The organism is Paraconexibacter sp. AEG42_29 (assembly GCF_040581415.1).
GTDB lineage: Bacteria > Actinomycetota > Thermoleophilia > Solirubrobacterales > Solirubrobacteraceae > Paraconexibacter.
Genome location: NZ_CP114014.1, coordinates 4808224 through 4824957, shown reverse-complemented (window position 1 = coordinate 4824957; position 16734 = coordinate 4808224). Strand labels below are relative to the sequence as shown.

Here is a 16734-nt window from a genome sequence, read left to right as displayed (position 1 = left end):
ATGGATTTCGGCGTCGTCCTGCAGACCGACCCGCCCGCCGCACGCGTCATCGACCTCGCCAAGCGGGCCGAGACCTACGGCTTCAGCCATGCGTGGACGTTCGACTCCCACCTGCTGTGGGAGGAGCCGTTCGTCATCTACAGCCGCATCCTCAACGAGACGCACAAGCTGCACGTCGGGCCGATGGTCACGAACCCCGCCACGCGCGACTGGACCGTCACCGCGTCGCTGTTCGCGACACTGAACGAGATGTACGGAAACCGGACGGTCTGCGGCATCGGCCGCGGCGACTCCGCGGTGCGGGTCATCAACGGCAAGCCGGTGAAGCTCGCCGACCTGAAGGAGTGCATCGAGGTCATCCGCGCACTCGCCAACGGCGGGACCGCGCAGTACAAGGGCAGCGCGCTGAAGTTCCCGTGGAGTCCGGACTCCAGGCTGCCGATCTGGGTCGCCGCCTACGGCCCGAAGGCGCTCGCCCTCGCCGGCGAGGTGGGGGACGGGTTCATCCTGCAGCTCGCCGACCCCGCCATCACCGAGTGGTCGATCGCGGCCGTCCGGGCTGCCGCCGAGGCTGCGGGCAAGGACCCTGCGTCGGTGAAGATCTGCGTCGCCGCGCCGGCGTACGTGACCGACGACCTGCAGCACGGCCGCGACCAGTGCCGCTGGTTCGGCGGCATGGTCGGCAACCACGTCGCCGACATCGTGGCGCGCTACGGGGACGGCGGCGGCGCCGGCATCCCGACCGCGCTGACCGACTACATCAAGGGCCGCGAAGGCTACGACTACAACGACCACGGCAAGGCCGGCAACGACCACACGTCGTTCGTCCCGGACGAGATCGTGGACCGCTTCTGCCTGATCGGGCCGCCGTCGGTGCAGGTCGAGCGCCTCAAGGAGCTCGAGGCCCTCGGCGTCGACCAGTTCGCCCTGTACCTGCAGCACGACGCGAAGGACGCGACCCTGCAGGCCTACGGCGAGCAGGTCATCCCGTTCGTCAACGCGCGGGAGGCGGCCAAGCAATGACCGCAGCCCGGGTCCGCAGGGCCCTCATGCCGGTGATCGCCCTGCTGATCCTGGCCGCGTTCTGGGAGCTCTACAAGGCCGTCGTCCCGGACGACGGGGTCAGCCTCTCGGGCAGCCAGATCCTGCCGCGGTCCGACGACGCGTCGATGCCGCACCTCTCGCAGGTCCTCAGCGAGTTCACCGAGGACGAGGTCACGGGCGGGGACACGGTCCTCGTCGCCGTGGCGAACGCCATGTGGTACTCGCTGCGCATGGCCTTCGCCGGCTTCGTGGCGGGCGTCGTCGTCGGCTTCCTGCTGGCGCTGGCGATGCAGCGCGTCCGGATCGTCGAGCGCGCGCTGCTGCCGTACGTCGTCCTCTCGCAGACCGTGCCGCTGATCGCGCTGGCGCCGCTCGTGTACGGGTGGGGCGCGAACGTCTCGATCCTCGGGCAGGACTGGAAGCCGTGGATGTCGGTCTCGATCATCTCCGCCTACCTCGCGTTCTTCCCGGTCGCGATCGGCGCGCTGCGCGGGCTGAGCTCGCCGACGCCGGTGCAGCAGGAGCTGCTGCGGTCCTACGCCGCGCCGTGGTGGCGGACGACCCTCGTCCTGCGGCTGCCCTCGTGCGTGCCGTACCTGATCCCGTCGCTGCGCCTCGCGGCGGCCGCGGCGGTCGTCGGCGGCGTCGTCGCGGAGATCTCGACCGGCCGCCAGGGCGGCATCGGCCGCCTCATCATCTCCTACGCCCAGCAGGCGACCGGTGACCCGGCGAAGGTCTACGCCCCGATCATCGGCGCGGCGCTCATGGGGCTCGTCGCCGTCGCCGCGATCTCGCTGCTGGACCTCGCGCTGCGGCGCTACCAGCCGGTGACGGTCTCCGAGGCCGCGGTCCGCGAGCCGCGCATCCCGGCCGGGACCGCGACCGCGAAGGTGCTGTCATGACGCCTGCAGCCAACGCCGTCGAGCTGACCGGGGTCGGGAAGCAGTTCGGCGAAACCCGTGCGCTCGATGGCGTCGAGCTGACCGTCGGCGCCGGCGAGTTCGTCGCGCTGATCGGACCGTCCGGCTGCGGCAAGTCGACGCTCCTGCGCGTCATCGCGGACCTGATCGAGCCGACGACCGGTACGGCGCTCGTCTCCGGCAAGCCGGCGGCCCAGGCGCGCAAGGACCAGGACTACGGGTTCGCGTTCCAGCAGGCGGGCCTGCTCGAGTGGCGGACCGTCGAGAAGAACGTCGAGCTCCCGCTGGAGCTCGCCGGCCTGGGCAAGCCCGAGCGCAAGGCCCGCTCGCGGGAGCTGCTCGCGCTGATGGGCCTGGAGGAGTTCGCGCGCCACCGCCCGAGCCAGCTCTCCGGCGGCATGCAGCAGCGCGTCGCGATCGCCCGGGCGCTGGCCCCGCGGCCCGGCCTGCTGCTGATGGACGAGCCGTTCGGCGCCCTGGACGAGATGACGCGCGAGCGCATGCAGTCCGAGCTGATCCGGATCTGCGCCGAGACCGGCGCCGCCGTCGTGTTCGTCACCCACTCGATCCCGGAGGCGGTCTTCCTCGCGAACCGGGTCGTGGTCATGTCCCCGCGTCCCGGGCGGATCACGCACGTCGTGCAGGTCCCGCTCGGCGCCCGCGACGAGGACACGCGGGAGTCGGACCGCTTCTACGCCGGCGTCACCGAGGTGCGCGAGGCGCTCCGCGGCCGCCTTCCCGAGAACGCCGGCGCCGCGGCCGACCCGGTCGCCGCCGTCCCCGCCACGCCCCCGGCGCTGAAGAAGGAGCTGGGGTAGGTGCGGCGCGCGTTCGGCGCCGCGTGGCCCCCACTGCTGTTCGGGATCGCCTTCCTGACGCTCTGGGAGGTCTTCGTCAACGTCCGCGACATCGAGCCGTTCGTCCTCCCGAAGCCGAGCGCCATCTGGGAGCAGCTGCGCGAGAACCACGACCGCATCCTCGAGCAGGCCTGGGCCACCGGGCAGAACGCGCTCGTCGGGCTCGCCGTCGGCCTGCTGATCGGCCTGGCGCTGGCGCTGCTCGCGTCCCGCCTGCGGACCTTCGACGAGATGCTCACGCCGCTGGCGGCCGCGGTCGCGACGATCCCGATCGTCGCCCTGACGCCGATCTTCAACACGATGTTCACGTCCACGTCGACGACCCCGCGCCGCCTCGTGATCATCATCGCCGTCGCGTTCCCGATCTTCGTCAACACCCTGCGCGGCCTGCGGCAGGTGGACCCGGTGCACGCCGAGCTGATGCGCTCGTACGCGGCGAGCCCGTGGACCATGACCAAGAACGTGCGCCTCCCCGGTGCACTGCCGTTCTTCTTCACCGGACTCCGGATCGCCTCGTCCACCGCGGTCATCGCGGCGGTTGTCTCGGAGTACTTCGGCGGGCTGCAGGAGGGTCTCGGACCGGCGATCACGTCGGCCGCCGCAGCTTCCGCCTACCCCCGCGCGTGGGCGATCGTGACGGCTGCGATCGGCCTCGGGCTGGCGTTCTACCTCGTCGCGCTGCTGGCGGAGCGCCTGGCCATGCCATGGCAACGCAGCCGTGCGAGCACCTGAAACACACCAAACGACCCAATTCCAAGAGGAGACAGATCTCGTGACCAGGACCCTTCGCGGCGCCGTGGCAGCCGCGCTTGCCGCCTCACTGCTGGCGCTGTCGGCGTGCGGCTCGGACGACGACAGCTCGAGCAGCACCCCCGCGGCCGCAGCCGGCGGCACCACCAGCACAGCCGCCCCCGTCAAGCTCAGCAAGGTGAAGCTGCAGCTGCAGTGGTTCACGCAGGCCCAGTTCGCCGGCTACTTCGCGGCGGTCGAGAAGGGCTTCTACAAGGACGCCGGGCTCGACGTCGAGATCATCGAGGGCGGCGTGGACATCGTCCCGCAGACGGTGCTCGCCCAGGGCAACGCGGACTACGCGATCGCGTGGGTGCCGAAGGCGCTGCAGTCGCGCGAGCAGGGCGCCGGCATCACGGACGTCGGGCAGGTCTACCAGCGGTCGGGCACGCTGCAGGTCTCCAAGAAGGACGCGGACCTGAAGACCGCCGCCGCGCTCAAGGACAAGAAGGTCGGCAACTGGGGCTTCGGCAACGAGTTCGAGCTGTTCGCCGGCATGACGAAGGCGGGCCTGAACCCCGGCAAGGACGTCAAGCTCGTCCAGCAGCAGTTCGACATGCAGGCCCTGCTGAAGGGCGATATCGACGCCGCCCAGGCGATGGTCTACAACGAGTACGCCCAGGTGCTCGAGGCCAAGAACCCGAAGACCGGAAAGCTGTTCACGCCGGAGGACTTCACCGTCATCGACTGGAACGAGCAGGGGACGGCGATGCTCCAGGACGCCATCTGGGCCAACACCGAGAAGCTCGAGTCCGACACGGCCTATCAGGCCCAGACCGTCAAGTTCCTGGAGGGCTCCTTCAAGGGCTGGATCTACTGCCGGGACAACCCGGAGGAGTGCCGCGACATCGTCGTCGCCAAGGGCTCGAAGCTCGGCGCGAGCCACCAGCTGTGGCAGGCGAACGAGGTCAACAAGCTGATCTGGCCGTCGCCGAAGGGCATCGGCATCATCGACGAGGCCGCCTGGGAGCAGACGGTCAAGATCGCGCAGACGACGAAGAACCAGGACGGCGACACCGTCATCAAGAAGGCCCCCGAGGGCCTCGCCTACACCAACGAGTACGCGACGAAGGCGCTGGCGGCCCTGGCCGACGAGGACACCAAGGGCGCGGACTTCGAGCCGATCGAGGTGGCGCTGAAGGAGGGCGGCTCCTGACCGCCTGAACGCTCGACCGTCGGCCGGCCCGCCGTCATCGCGACGACGGACCGGCCGCCCGGCTTCAGCCGCCCTTGCCCGAGGAGAACGCCCGCCGCAGCTTGTTGAAGCCGGACCGGATGTTGCCCGGGGCGTTGCGGAGCGAGAACTCGCTGAGGTTGTTCAGCGCCGGCGCGAAGGACACGTCGAAGCGCTTCTTGCCGTCCTTGCCCTTGGTCTTCCCGTAGCTGAACAGCGACGCGGTGCCGAGTGGCTCGAGTGTCGACCGCACCCGGTCGATCCGCGAGCCCGCGCGCGGCGTGGCCACGTAAGGCCGCTCGCCCGGCCGGATGCCGAGCCCGGGACCGACCGCCTCGCCGCCCTCCGTGGCCGGCGCCGCCCCGGCTGCCCCGAGCGCCGCGACCTGCGTGGCCTGGGCGTCCTCGGCGTCGGTGCCTGCCGGGTCGACGAACCGCAGCGGGTTCGACTCGGCGTAGGTGTAGGCAGGCAGCAGCCGCGGGTCCTCGATCACGGCAGCGGGATCGTCCGCCAGCAGCGGGTCCGGGGCGGTGAAGAGGCTGTCCCGCGGGTCGTACCAGCGAACGCCGAGGTTCACCATGTCCCCGGCCAGCGACGTGTGGGTGCCGGCGTACTGGTAGCTCACGCTCGTCTCGGGGCCGTCGACGATCCACGGCTCACCGCCGGGGAAGTACTCCGTGTGCTGCCGGACCGCCCCCTTGTCGTCGGTGATCACGGTGACGCTGCCCTGCAGGTCGGTGTGCAGCCAGCGCTGGCCGAGCTCGGGCTGCGTCGGTGCGACGATCTTCGTGAGCAGCCGCTCGCGACCCGCGAAGATGTTCTTCGTCAGCTTGTTCGCGGTCGTGTCCACCGTGTACCACGGGTTCACGAACACCGGGCGCCCGACCGGCCCGGTCTGGATCGCGAGCTGCCCCTCGGCGTCGTAGACGTACGTCGCCGTCTGCCGGTCGGCGGCCGAGCGCATGGTCCCGGCCGTGTCCCAGGTGAGCTTCCGCGCGAGGCCGAAGGACGAGACCGCCCACCCGGTCAGGTTCCCGTCCGCGTCGTAGGTGAGCGTGCGGCCGGCGGACGTCTTGACGCGGTGTGCCGTCGCGGGGTCGTACGTGTACGTCCGCGAGTAGCTCGTCGGCGCGAGCGTGCTGGTGCTCGTGCCGGGCCCGATGCGCTGATCGGTCTGCTGCCGGCTCGCGAGGTTCCCCGCGAGGTCGTACGTGAGCGCGGTCGTGTACTTCCGCGTCTTGCTGTTCGGCTCGGTGTAGAAGCCGTCGGCCGCCGCGAGGCGGTGTGAGTCGTCGTAGGTGTAGTTCTGATACCCCGGTGCGATCGACGTCGCCCCCGCGGGCAGCGGCGGCAGGTCGTTGTTCAGCCGCTTGACGTTGCCGACGAGGTCGTAGGTGTAGTTCAGGTCCTGCACCTCGCGCGTCGGGGTCGTCGTGATCTTGCGCTGCAGCCGCCGGGTCAGTGCCGAGTAGGCCTGGGTCGACCGCGTGCCGTTGCCGTTGACCTGCAGGCGCTTGGCGCCGAAGCGGTCGTACTCCAGCCGGTCGACGTAGACGGTCGTCTGGCCGCCCTTCTTGCCCTCGACGCGGTTCAGCAGGCCGCCGGCGTCGTACCCGTTCGTGACCACCTCGCCGTCGGGGTAGGTGACGGTCCGCTGCCGGCCGAGCAGGTCCGCGGTGAATGACGTCACGTACGTGTTGGCCGCGCGGGTAATGGCGTTCACGTCGTAGCCCGGGACCTTCATGAGCGCGGTCTCGCTCGTCACGCGCCCGAAGGCGTCGTACTCGACCGTCCGGTCCCGCGCGCCGTCGGTGGTCTTCACGACACGACCCCGCGCGTTCGCGGGCCCGGTCGCGGGACCCCAGGCGTAGGTCACGTCCGGGGTCGCGGCGTCGGGGTAGTCGACGGCGAGCAGCCGCTCCTGGTCGTACGAGTAGGCGATCTGCGTGCTCGTCGCCCGCGTCTTCGGCGTCACCTTCGCGACGAGGTTGCTCGCTGCGTCGTAGCGCAGCTCCGTGAGGCCCGCGTCGGGGGTCCGGGTCGACCGCCGCCGGCCCAGCTGGTCGTAGGTGTGGGTGGTCGTGCCGCCGCCCGGCTCGACGACGGTCGTGAGCGTCCCCAGCGCGTCGTATCCGTAGCGCGTGCGCCGCACCGGGCCGGCGCCCGTGCCGCGCTCCTCGACGGCCAGCACGTCGCCGCGCGCCGAGGTGGACGTCCGCTTCACCTTCTGCTCCTGGTCGGTGACCGTCACCTGCCGGGCCTTCGTGCCGCCCGTGCCCTCGTCGCTGCCGAACGCGTGGTCGGACCGCACGACGCCGCCGTCGGCGTACGTGACCGTCCTGACCCGCCCCGCGTCGTCGTACGCCGTCTGGGTCGGCGGGACGGTGGACCGCACGGGGTTGAACACGTGAGCGCTGCCCACTGGCTCCTCGGTCGGCTGGAAGGTCCTGGTCGTGCGGTCGAGCGCGTCGCGGTCGAAGGCACCCTCCACGACCATGACGTTCGCCGGTGCCGGATCGCCGGTGACGGTCGCATCGCGCTTGGTCTGCGTGACGCGCCCGCGGCCGTCGGCGAACGCGACCGTCTCGATCGGGTCGCCCGGACGCGCCGGGTCGCTGTGGCGCGCGATCACGAGCGGATCCTGCGCCAGGGTGCGGTACTCGAACTGGATGGTCTGCGGCTTGGTCTCCCCGGGGGCGGTGACCGACCTCAGCCGGTGCTGCGGGTCGTAGGCGTAGCGGGTCTGCGCGCCGTTCGGAGCGGTCCGTGAGGTGATCCGACCGGTGGCCCCGTCGAAGGTCGCGCTCGCCTGCAGGCCGTAGGTGTCCTTCACGCTCGCGACCTGCGAGTGCGTGTTCGCGTCGTAGACGTACTCGACCCCGTACCGGGCGGCCTCGGTGACCCCCGGGTAGGTGATCTTGTTGTAGCTGCCCCAGTCGTCGTACTCGAGGTTCGTGATGGCCTGCGCGGTGCCCGGACCCGTGTCCTCGACGAGGTGCGTGACCGAGCTGTTGTCGCACAGCTCCGGGCTGCCGTCGCGGTGGCGCAGCACCTTCCCGTCGCCGTCCGTGACCGTGTACTCGGCCGGGATGCTCGTCCAGGTGGCGCAGCGGTCCAGGTCGAAGAGGGGGGAGATCCGCCCCTCGGGAAGCTTCACTCCGCAGACGAACCCGGACGGGTCCTCGTCGGGGTCGTTGCCGTCGTCCTCCTCGTCCTGCAGGTGGCCCGTCGTGCAGTCCGACGGCCTCGTGACGGCGATCAGGTCGTCCTGGTCGTTCTCGGGCGCGCCCTCGTCGTGCTGCCAGATCACGTTGCCGAGCTCGTCGTGGCGGAAGTCGTTCCACGTCTCCTGGCCGACGCTGCCGTCGGCGGCGAACGAGCGCTCCTCGAGCTTCGTCCGACGCGGGGACAGCGAGAACCGCAGCCGCTCGTTGCGCGCGATCGCCAGTGCATCGACTGCCGTGGCGTTCTCGAGCTCGGCCGTGACCCACGTGCTGACCGACTCGCGCACGGGCTTGCCGTCGGCGCCGAAGACCTTCTCGCGCGTCGGGAGGCCCGCGTCGAACACCGTCGCGTTGCGGTAGGTGCGCTCGATCCGCTGGACCTGCGGGTCGTCGGCGGGGTTGCCGTCGCCGCGGAAGTCGCGGACGGTCTCCGTCACCTTCCCGTAGCCGAGCGGCTGGCGCTCGAGGGCGTCGAACACGCCGTCCTCGTACTCGAACGTGCGCAGCTCGACGTCCGTGCCGTCGCCCGCGTGGCCATCGTCGACCTGGACGCTCGCGAGCGCCCATTGCCCGTCGGGGTTCTTCTCCGTGTTCCCCGCCCGCTTGTAGTTAAGCCGCAGCTCGCCGCCGATGCTGTTCGAGACCGAGCGCAGCAGGTTCGAGCGGCCGACGCGGTTGCGCCGTACCTGGATGCTGTCGTCGGCGAGGCTGCTGACCGAGTCGGGGGCGCCGTCGCCGTCCACGTCGATCAGGTCGACGGTCGTGTTGCCGACCTCGCGGTCGTAGTGCAGGCCGGGGTTGACGACGATGTAGCAGAGGAACGTGCAGAGCGGACCGATCCCGAAGGTGAAGTCCAGGCCGCCGCCGAGGGAGCGGCTGCGGTCCTGGACGATCTGCTCGCCGAGCCGGATCCCCTCGACGCCCTGGAGGCCGATCGTGCCCTCCGTCCAGCGGCCGTAGTCGGTGTCCTCCATCAAGCCCGCGCCGGTGCCGAACGCGACGGTGATGTTCGTGTCCGGCTGCTTGGTGAGCCGGTCGAGGATCCCGTCGCCGTTGACGTCCGACCAGGTGGTCTGGGCCAGCGAGACGCCCTCGTTGTACGACAGCCCGCCCGCGAACTCGCGCTTGTTGTACTGGAACCCGGGCGCGATCCCGAGCGCCCCGGAGATCGTGACGCCGGCCTCGAAGCCGCCGTTCGACCAGGCGATCGGGGCGGCGAACGAGTAGCCGAGGTTCAGCGAGACCGTGGTCTCGGTGGGCGAGGCCTCGATCCGGTCGGCGAGCCCGTCGCCGTTGACGTCCGCGTAGTCGGACTCGAGCGTCGGCGCTGCCGTCGACGGCAGCTCCTCGACCGCGTCCTCGGTCAGCGACGGGTTCGAGAACGAGGTCTCCAGCCCGAACGACCCGCCGAGGTTGAAGCTCGACGCGACCTGCGAGGCGATCCGCCGCGAGCGTCCGCTCTTCGTCGACTTGCCGTCGCCGGACGACGTGCCGCCCTGGCCCTTGTCGTCGCCCTTCGGGCTGATCGCCGAGCCGGCGAACCCGGCGCCGAACCCGAGCATCGAGTCCTGCCGGACGATGGCCGGGGCGTCGTAGTCGTGGTCGCCGTTGTCGTCGTAGAACGCGCCGCGGGGGCCGGTGTACTCGATGTTGTCCGGCGTCACGACGTCGGGGAAGCCGTCGCCGTTGAGGTCCATGTAGTCGACGAGGCCGTAGCTCGGCGTCCCGCCGAAGGACCCGTTCAGCTGGAGGGCCGCGGCGTTGAAGGAGAACTGGGGCGCGCTGACACCCACCCGCCGCGGAGCCGATACGCCGGCTCCCTCGGATGCCGACGGCTGGAAGCCCTGCACGTCGCTGGGGTCGTCGACACCGCGGCGAGAGGCGCGCGCGAAGGTCGCCCCGCCGACGATGTTGTCCTTGGCGCCCCGCCAGACGTCGGCCGTGCCCGTCTGCTGCCCGGCGGCGTTCGTCAGCGGCAGCGAGTACGGGATGAACGGGTACGCACGGCCGCGGGACGGGTCGGGGTAGGCCGTGACGCTCCAGCCGGTGGGCGCGGTCTTCGGGAAGTCGTCCTCCCGGAACGTGAACGCGTCCTCGTCGAGCGGAGTGTCGATCGCGCCCGTCGACGAATAGCCCGCGTAGCCCCAGCCGCGGTAGGGCAGCGGAAAGAAGCCCTGCGGGCCCTGGAAGCGTGTCGTGAACGGCAGCGACTGCCCGATGCCGCCGATGAGCTCGGTGACCTTCGTGGCGTCGTCGAGGATCGCCGACGCGCTCGGGTCCGCGAACGTGAGGTCGATCCAGGTCGGGCCGTCCAGTTCGCGGTCCATCTCGTCGGGGCCGATGGTGATGGGGGTCTGGTGGAACTGGTCGGCCGAGCTGATCGTCGCGGCCTTCTTGGCGACGAGGCCGTCCGAGCTCTTCAGCGACAGCACGACCCGCGTCCCGGGCTGCGCGCCGTTCGTGACGACGTTCGCCCGGACCCCGGTGCCGATGACAGCGACGCCCTCCGGCGGCGCGACCGCTGAGCTCGACGGGTAGAGGTCGATGTACGGCAGGACCGGGATCTCCAGGGCCAGCGACCCGTCGGGCCGGTTCGTCGGGATCGTCTGGCCGTCGCGCTGCGCCGACGTGTAGAAGAGGCGCGGCTTGAAGTCCAGCGAGGCCACGTCGACGTCCGTGTCGACCTCGAGCCGGACCGAGAGCTTGTCGGCCGTCGTGTCGGTCGGCGCGACGACGGGGATGTTCGCGCTGAGCGAGAGGCCGTCGGGGTGGGTCTCCCGGTCGGGGATCACCCGGCGCAGGACATCCACCCCGTTCTTCTGCACGACCACGGCGAGCTGGTCCGTGAGGAGCTTCGGCTTCCTGAGCGTGGCCTCGAAGCGCACGACGCCGTCGAGCGGGGCGACCATCGGGACGGCCGGCCGTCCGGCGAGCGTGAAGTCGCCCGACGCGCGGTAGGTCCGCTCGAGCCGGCCGTTGACGTCGCGACCTGGGCCCTCCTGGCTCTCGTCGAAGTCGTCGTAGTGGATCTCCGGGTCCCAGCGGACCTGGTCGCGCGCGGCGTCGTCGCCCGTCTGGAGGCGGAAGTAGATGGCCTGACCGCGGTTGACGTGGACATCGTCGACGTCGGTGGGGGTCGCCTCGCTCCCGGGCGTCGTGAGGGTGTCCGACCACAGCACGTCGTCGCCACGCTGGACCGAGACGCGGACGCCATCACCGTCGTCGTCCGGCACCGGCGGCGTCCGGGTGTCCGGCGGCGGGTCGAACGTGACGGGTGCGTCGATGTCGACCGTGCCGGCATAGGGCGCGACCCAGCGGCGGACGGTGTCCTGGACCGGCGAGTTGTCGCGCTGCACCTGCTCGAGCTCATCGAGCTTCTCGATGTCGGGGACCTCGAGGTCGCGCTCGCCGATCGGGACCTTGGTCCCGTCGCTCGTGTCCTCGAACGTCGGGACGCCGCCCTCGAGGTGGTTGAAGAGGACCTTGCCGGAGGTGACGTAGTCCGGGAGGCCGTCCGCGTTCACGTCGGCGAAGTAGTCCTCGCCGACCGACACCGAGCCGCCGGTGCTGAACTGCGTCGCGAAGACCCCGACGTACGCCTCGGGGCCGGCGTTGATGCCGATGTCGAAGTCGGTCGACAGCGCCGAGAGGCCGTCGATCCCGTGCGACGGGCCGAAGGTGGTCGACCCGCTCGGCCCCGAGGTGTTGAGCCGGAACCGCACGTCGCCCGGGCCCTTGCGGTAGACCTTGTCGGGCAGGCTGTCGCCGTTGATGTCGAGGAACTCGATGGTGGAGCGGCCGGCGCCGCCGCTGACGCTCACCGAGCCGCCGATGGCCAGGTTCTTCGTGGGGCTCGTCGGGTTGAACCCGACGAACGCGCTCGCATCGCCCGAGTCCGACTCGGTCGCGCCGAGTGCGCTCGACCCGAAGGCGCTGAGCAGGTCGGTGGCCAGGCCGTCGTTGCCGGTGTCCCAGGACGCCTCGCCCTCGAAACCCTCGTACCCGCCGCCGCTGTCGCGGGCGTCGTCGAAGTAGTCGAGGTCGTTGTGCGCGAAGACCGTGTTGTCGGTGCCGCGCTGGTCGACCTTCGTGAGGATCGCCTTGCCGAACGCCCCCTCGGTGTAGTGCAGGTCGAAGGCCTTCGAGAGCGTCGTGAAGTCGCGCAGGGACCCGTCGTCGTTCTGCACCCCGGTGCGCACCTCGATCCGTCGCAGCAGGTCGGAGGTCACCTGCAGGAAGCCCCCGGACGCGTCCACGATGACGTCCTTGCGCGGAGTGGGCTGCGGGTCGATGTCGTCGTCGCGGAGGAACACGACCTTCCAGGCCGGGTCCCCGGTGTCGTCCTCGACGCTCTCGTCCGACCGAGCGGTGTAGAGGACCTCGCGCGGGTACATCTGCGTGCCGCGGCTCTCCTGGTCGCGGCCCACTCGCTCGCCGCTGACCTTCTGGTAGCGGATGCGCATCAGGTTGACGCCGACGTCGCGGACCGCGGTCAGGCCCCAGCGGTAGATCGGGCCGCCGGGCTTCGTGCGCAGGACCGCGCGCTCGTCCAGGTCCCTGCCGGGCACCCGCACGCCGTCGAAGCCGCCCGTGTCGGGGTAGCCGCCGTACCACCGGATGCCGCCGAGCTTGTCGCGGACCTCCCACCAGTAGTCCGTCGGGTCGTCGCCGTGGCGGATGATCAGGTCGCCCTCGGTGTCGACGCGGCGGGTGAAGTCGGCGCGGCCGCGATCGCGGGGGAGGAACTCCGTCCGGATGGCGTTCGGCGCGAGCTGGTCGCCGTCCAGCGTGTAGGTCTCGGTCTCGAGGTCCTCGTCGTAGCGCGGGACGCCGAAGCCGGTGTCGACCTCGATCGATCCGAGGTCGAGGTCCCAGCCGGTGCCGACCCATCCCGGGCCGCCGCTGGAGTTGTAGCCGAGGGTGAGGTCCGGCTGGACCCCGCCGCGGCCGGCCGGGATGCTCATCGGGAGGGTGAGCTCGGCGTCGCCGCTGGGGCTCGCCTCCGGCACCGTCACGAGGTCGATGCCCTCGGTCGGGTTGCCGTAGCGGAGCTTCTCGATCGGGTCGGTGCCCAGCCCGGCCGGGCGGATCATCGGCTCCCGGACGAGCGTCGAGGCGTTCGCGCCGAGCAGCTCGGCGTTGTCGCGGGCCGGTGCCGGGGTGGTCGGGAGCGCAGCCAGGGCCGCCAAGACGACCGCCCCACTGCCCATGCGTCGTCCCCACGCCGTCCGCTGCCGCTGCCTGCTCATGCCACCGCTCCCCACGTCAATCTCCGCGCGCCGGGTCCCGTTCCGCTCGCGCCTCCGTCGTCACCCCCGGCCATCCTGGCCAGCGGCCATCCTCCCGCGCCATGCGACCGCTGTCACCGTGGAAAACCACAACACCGTGGTCGGTGCCGGCGAGTCAGGTGTCCGTGAGCGCACGGGCCAGGCCGACGCGCGACCGGATCCCCAGCTTGCGGTAGGTCTGCGTGAGGTGCGACTCGACCGTGCGCTGGGTGACGAACAGCATCCGCGCGATCTGCGCGTTGCTGTGGTCCAGCGCGGCCAGCTCGGCCACGCGGCGCTCGGCCGGGGTCAGCGCCGTGGCCTGTTCCCCGGCGCCGCGTCGGGCGGCGCGCAGCCCGGTCAGCTGGAGCTCGCGCCGGGAGCGCCGGGCGGTCGCGGTCGCGCCCAGCCGCTCGGCCAGGCCGAGGGCGCTGGTCAGCGCCTCACGGGCGGCTCCGACCTCGCGCGCATGACGGAGGGTCGTCCCGACGTCGCACAACGCGCGGGCGTGCTCCAGCTGCGCGCCGGACGGGCCCAGGAGGTCGATCGCCTCCTGGAGGGTGGCGAGGCGCTCGTCGGGGTCGTCCGCGCAGTCCGCCGCGACCCGCAGGGCCAGGCCGACCGCGTACGGCACCGCGGTCGCCCGCGCGGCGGCGAGGTGCTCGCCCGCCGCGGTCGCCGCCGCAGGGTCCCCGAGCGCCCGCAGCGCGGCGGCGACACCGGCCTGCCAGGGCACGACGGCCGGGTTCTCGAGCGCGAACCGACCGCGCAGGTGGGTGCCGGCGCCGGTGAAGTGCCGCACGGCGGTCGCCGCGTCGCCGGCTGCGAGCGCCACCGCGCCCGCGGCGTGGAGGACGAACCCGTGGGGCAGTAGGCCATGGTCGCCCCGCATGCCGATGGCGACCGCTTCGTGCGCCCCGGCGAGGTCCTCGAGCTCCAGGCGCGCGAGCGCGAGCACGGTCGCGCTCCACCCGGTCTCCGAGGTCCAGCCCAGCGGCGCCGCGTCGATCACGCGCTGGGCGTCCTGCGCGGCGTCTGCGACCCAGCCCTGCTGCAGCCGCAGGGTCCCGCGCCACTGGGCCGTCATGTTCGCGTAGATCGGCGACCCGGTCCGGTGGGCGTGCTGCGCCATCCGGACGAGGACGCGGTCGGCCAGGACGTGCTCGCCGACGAAGACCAGTGCGGCCGCGAGGCTCGGGTCGCCCTGCCAGACCTCGCGCACGTCCGGGACGGCGGACAGCATCCGCTCGGCGAGCGGGCGCACGCGCGCGGGACCCTCGGCGAGCCAGACGCCCCGGAGGGTCGAGAGCTGGGCGAGCAGAAGCGGCTCCGGCCGCCACAGGCCCGCGTCGAGCCCGGACTCGAGCTCGGCGGCGAGGCGATGCGTCTGCTCCCAGGCCCCCGGCAGGAAGAACATGCTGGCGATCTGGCTCGCGAGGATCCGGCCCGCCAGCTGGTCGTCCGGGGCGAGGGCGGAGCGGCCACGCTCGGCGGCATCGACGGCGGCGGCGACCTCGCCGCGGGAGAAGAGCAGGCGGGACATCGCCTGCAGCGTCCGGGCGTGCTCGTGGACGTCCTCGTCGTCGCCGTGGGCCAAGGCGAGTCGCTCGAGCGCGGCCGGGCTGCCGGCGGCGGCCTCGGCCCGGGCGAGGTCGCGGAGCAGGCCTGGACGCAGCTCCGGGAGAGGTGGCTCGTCGAGCGCCCGCGCAAGCAGCCCGGCCGCGCTCCGTGCCTCCCCGCGGGAGAGCGCGTCCGCTGCCGCACCGCGAAGGGTGTCCACGACCCAGGGGTCGGCGCCGGGCGGGGTGCGGCGCAGGTGCGCGGCGATGCGCTCGGGACGGGCGCCCTCGGCGGCGAGCGCCTCGGCCGCACGACGATGGCTGCGGCCCCTCGCCATCTCGGAGAGCGCGGCAGCGATCGCGTCGGCGATGAGCGGGTGGTGGAAGAGCACCGGGTCCGCGCTGCGCAGGATGCCGGCGCCGACGAGGGCGTCCGCCGCGACGCCTGCTGCGGCCGCGTCGATCCCGGCGACCGTCGCCGCGTGGCGCAGCGGGGCGTCGGGGCCCAGGACGGTGGCGGTCTCGGCGAGGGCGCGGGCGGCCGCGGGCAGCCGCGCGAGGCGCACGCGGACCGACCGCACCACGGCCGCGGGCACCATCCCGGCCAGGGCCGCGACCGCGTCTGCGGTCGGCGGCACGCCCTCGGCCTTCAAGGAGGCCGTGAGCTCGCTGACGAGGAACGGGTTGCCGCCGGTGGCCACCGCGCACGCGCGGCACAGCTCGGGTGCCGTGCGGTCGCCCAGCGCCGACCGCACGAGGGTCGCGACGGCGTCGTCGGTGAGGGTCGCGGGGCTCACGAGGCGCGCGCCGGGATGGGCGCCGAGCCGCGTGATCAGCCCGTCGGGGTCCGGTTCGCCGCTGCGGACCGCCACGACGAGCGCGGCGCCAAGGTCGTCGAGGCCGACGGCGAGCCGGACCAGCAGGCGGAGCGTGGGGGCGTCCACCCATTGCGCGTCGTCGACCACGAGCAGGGTTCCTGGCGCGTCGCGGGCGAGGTCGTGCACGGCCCAGTAGAGCGCGTCGACGGCCGCCGCCTGGTCGCTTGCCGCCCCTGGCACGGGGTCCAGGACCGCCCGGACGCCGGCGCCGGGACCGTGGCCGGGGGTCCCGCGGGTGTGGTCTGTGTCGAGGAGCGCCGGTCGCAGCAGCTGACGGGCGACGCCGAAGCCGAGCTCGCGCTCGAGCTCGGCCCCGCGGGCTCGGAGGACGCGCAGCCCCGAGCCGGCCGCCCGACGCGCCGTCGCCTCGATCAGGCGGGACTTGCCGATCCCCGCCGGCCCCTCGATCAGGGCGAGCGCACCCGTGCCCTGGACGGCGAGCTCCAGGAGGTGGTCCAGCAACGCCAGCTCGCTGTCGCGCTCGAGGAAGATGGGCAACCGTACATCGGACGCTCGCCCGGTTCAGCCCTGTGGGAGCCGGCGGCCCGCCGCCGTCCCGGCCAGTGTGCGCGCTCAGCCGTCTGCGGCGAGCGGGACGTTCTGTAGGCGCACGCGTCCCTGCGCGACGAGCTTGCCGTCGGCACGGGTCACGTCGCACTGCCACAGCTGGCCGGTGCGCCCCTGGTGCACCGGCCAGGCACGGACGTCGAGCGGCCCGGCGCGATGGGCGCGGACGAAGTCGGTGTGGTTGGACAGGCCGACCGCGAACATCCCCTGGTCGTTCACGGCGACCGACGCGCCGATCGAGCACGCTGACTCCACCGCGGTGGAGTAGAGCCCACCGTGCACGACGCCCCAGGGCGTGTGGTGGTCGGTGCCGGCGTCGATCCGGCCGGTGACCTCCTCCGCGGTGGCCGTCAGCACCTCCAGGCCGGCATGACGGACGAACGGGCTCGCGGCGGCGAGCGACGGATCAGGAAGCGGCGTCATGCGTTGCATCATACAACGGACCCGCTGATTCG

At 72.2% G+C, this 16734-nt stretch carries 8 protein-coding genes; 5 read left to right on the top strand and 3 right to left on the bottom strand.

The annotated features are described in order from the left end of the window. From DSM112329_RS23355 to DSM112329_RS23335, 5 genes are read left to right on the top strand one after another with little or no spacing between them, the layout of a single operon-like run. Positions 1-1023 carry a TIGR03842 family LLM class F420-dependent oxidoreductase gene (locus tag DSM112329_RS23355; protein WP_354698962.1) on the top strand — a complete coding sequence of 341 codons (1023 nt, stop codon included), beginning with the start codon at positions 1-3 and terminating at the stop codon, positions 1021-1023. After that, positions 1020-1946 carry an ABC transporter permease subunit gene (locus tag DSM112329_RS23350; RefSeq protein ID WP_354698961.1) on the top strand — a complete coding sequence of 309 codons (927 nt, stop codon included), beginning with the start codon at positions 1020-1022 and terminating at the stop codon, positions 1944-1946. Before DSM112329_RS23355 ends, DSM112329_RS23350 begins: the two co-directional genes overlap by 4 nt. Continuing rightward, entirely contained in the window at positions 1943-2782 is an 840-nt protein-coding gene (locus tag DSM112329_RS23345; protein ID WP_354698960.1) for an ABC transporter ATP-binding protein, read from the top strand. The genes DSM112329_RS23350 and DSM112329_RS23345 overlap by 4 nt, the downstream gene beginning before the upstream one ends. Then, the gene (locus DSM112329_RS23340) at positions 2783-3553 is read left to right on the top strand and encodes an ABC transporter permease (RefSeq protein WP_354698959.1); all 771 of its coding nucleotides are present in this window, start codon (positions 2783-2785) and stop codon (positions 3551-3553) included. It abuts the gene before it with no gap. A gap of 40 nt (positions 3554-3593) precedes the next feature. Further along, the gene (locus DSM112329_RS23335; RefSeq protein WP_354698958.1) at positions 3594-4766 is read left to right on the top strand and encodes an ABC transporter substrate-binding protein; all 1173 of its coding nucleotides are present in this window, start codon (positions 3594-3596) and stop codon (positions 4764-4766) included. A 64-nt stretch (positions 4767-4830) separates the two neighbouring features. Here DSM112329_RS23335 and DSM112329_RS23330 read toward each other — a convergent pair whose 3' ends face one another. From DSM112329_RS23330 to DSM112329_RS23320, 3 genes are all read right to left on the bottom strand, one after another. After that, complete coding sequence (locus tag DSM112329_RS23330; protein ID WP_354698957.1) at positions 4831-13257, bottom strand: SpvB/TcaC N-terminal domain-containing protein; 8427 nt, start codon at positions 13255-13257, stop codon at positions 4831-4833. A gap of 154 nt (positions 13258-13411) precedes the next feature. After that, positions 13412-16210: an AAA family ATPase gene (locus DSM112329_RS23325; RefSeq protein WP_354698956.1), complete on the bottom strand. Its 2799-nt coding sequence runs from the start codon at positions 16208-16210 to the stop codon at positions 13412-13414. Between the two features lie 75 nt (positions 16211-16285). After that, complete coding sequence (locus tag DSM112329_RS23320) at positions 16286-16702, bottom strand: PaaI family thioesterase (RefSeq protein WP_354698955.1); 417 nt, start codon at positions 16700-16702, stop codon at positions 16286-16288. Positions 16703-16734: the final 32 nt, after the last annotated feature.

What these genes read in the sequence shown, in the direction of transcription:
- DSM112329_RS23355 (WP_354698962.1), top strand. Translation starts at nt 1, where the DNA reads ATGGATTTCGGCGTCGTCCTGCAGACCGACCCGCCCGCCGCACGCGTC.
- DSM112329_RS23350 (WP_354698961.1), top strand. Translation starts at nt 1,020, where the DNA reads ATGACCGCAGCCCGGGTCCGCAGGGCCCTCATGCCGGTGATCGCCCTG.
- DSM112329_RS23345 (WP_354698960.1), top strand. Translation starts at nt 1,943, where the DNA reads ATGACGCCTGCAGCCAACGCCGTCGAGCTGACCGGGGTCGGGAAGCAG.
- DSM112329_RS23330 (WP_354698957.1), bottom strand. Translation starts at nt 13,257, where the DNA reads ATGAGCAGGCAGCGGCAGCGGACGGCGTGGGGACGACGCATGGGCAGT.
- DSM112329_RS23320 (WP_354698955.1), bottom strand. Translation starts at nt 16,702, where the DNA reads ATGACGCCGCTTCCTGATCCGTCGCTCGCCGCCGCGAGCCCGTTCGTC.